This window comes from Pseudomonas sp. R25(2017), assembly GCF_002112565.1.
Classification (GTDB): Bacteria; Pseudomonadota; Gammaproteobacteria; order Pseudomonadales; family Pseudomonadaceae; genus Aquipseudomonas; species Aquipseudomonas ekonensis.
In genome coordinates this window covers 1-1,293 of the sequence record NZ_NEHZ01000048.1, presented here as the reverse complement: position 1 = coordinate 1,293, position 1,293 = coordinate 1, and the positions used below count along the sequence as shown (strand labels likewise).

At 68.8% G+C, this 1,293-nt stretch carries 1 protein-coding gene; it reads right to left on the bottom strand.

The window, feature by feature from the left end; all coding sequences use genetic code 11:
- Positions 1 to 1,293 (bottom strand): type VI secretion system tip protein TssI/VgrG (gene tssI, locus CAG31_RS27970; RefSeq protein WP_139831444.1); only part of this gene is annotated, 1,293 nt, incomplete at both ends.

Genomic DNA, 1,293 nt, shown 5'->3' with positions numbered 1-1,293 from the left:
GGTCTTGAAGGTGCTGCGGGTCTTGTTCGCGGGCAGGTCGTAGGGGACGACGTTTTCCTTGTGGTACAGGCAGCCGGTGACCAGCGGCTGGTCGGGGTCGCCCTCAAGGAAAGTGACCAGCACCTCCATGCCCACGCGGGGGATGGCGATGCCGCCGTAGGCCGCGCCGGCCCAGCCGCTGGCCACGCGCAGCCAGCAGGTGGTCTTGTCGTCGGCCTGGCCGTCGCGGTCCCAGTGGAACTGCACCTTGATCCGCCCGTATTGATCGCAGTGGATCTCCTCGCCGGCGGGACCGGTGACGACGGCGGTCTGGCTGCCGAGGACGCGGGGCTTGGGGTGTTCGAGGGCCGGGCGGTAGTGGGCGTCCCACGGGGTGGCGAGGAAGGTGTTGCGGTAGCCCTGGTGGAAGTCGTCCTTGCCGTCGGTGACGTCGCTGGTGACGTTCTCGCCCAGCACCTGGGGCTGCTTGCCCTCGTGGATGACCTCCAGCAGCAGCCAGAGGTCGTTCCACTCGGCGCGCGGATGCTCGGCCAGGGTGAGGAAGTGGCCGCAGGCCAGGGTCGGCTCGTCGCCCTTGCCCTCGGCCAGGGCGTAGTCGCTGCGGTGGCGTTCCAGGGCGCGGGTGGCCAACTGCTTGCCGCGCTCGCGGGCGGTGAAGCGGCCGGGGTAGTCGTAGTCCTCAAGGTCCGGCATGAACGCCGACTTGGCGGCGGCCTCGGGCAGGATCTTGGGCTTCTCGAAGTCGTAGTCGCGGCGGGCGACGCGGCTGGTGCGGGTCTCCAGGCGCAGGTTGAAGCGCTTGATGACCGGCTTGTCGGCGGCCATGCCGGAGTCCTGCTGGTAGCTCACGGGCTTGAGCTTGCGGAACACGGTCTGGTCGTCGCCGAACACCAGCTTGTGGCCGCTGGCGCTGTGCTGGAAATGGAAGTGGATGCCTTCCTCCTCGCACAGGCGCTGGATGAAGTGCAGGTCGGACTCGTCGTACTGCACGCAGTAGTCGCGCTCGGGGTACTCGGCGCCGAGCTGGAAGCTGTAGGCGTCGGCGAGGATGCCGCGGTCCTCCAGCACCCGGGCGATGATCTTGGGCACGGTGAGCTGCTGGAAGATCTGCTGGTCGTGGTTGTGGCGCAGGTAGGCCAGCTGCGGCACCAGGCTCAGGCTGTAGCGGGTGAGGGTGCGGCCGGAGTCGCCCTGCTCGATGCGGTACACCAGGCCGTGGATCTTGCCCTCGCCGGTGGCGCCGAAGGTGAGGACGCCGGGCTTGTGCAGCAGCTCTTCGAGGGCGAGGTCGGG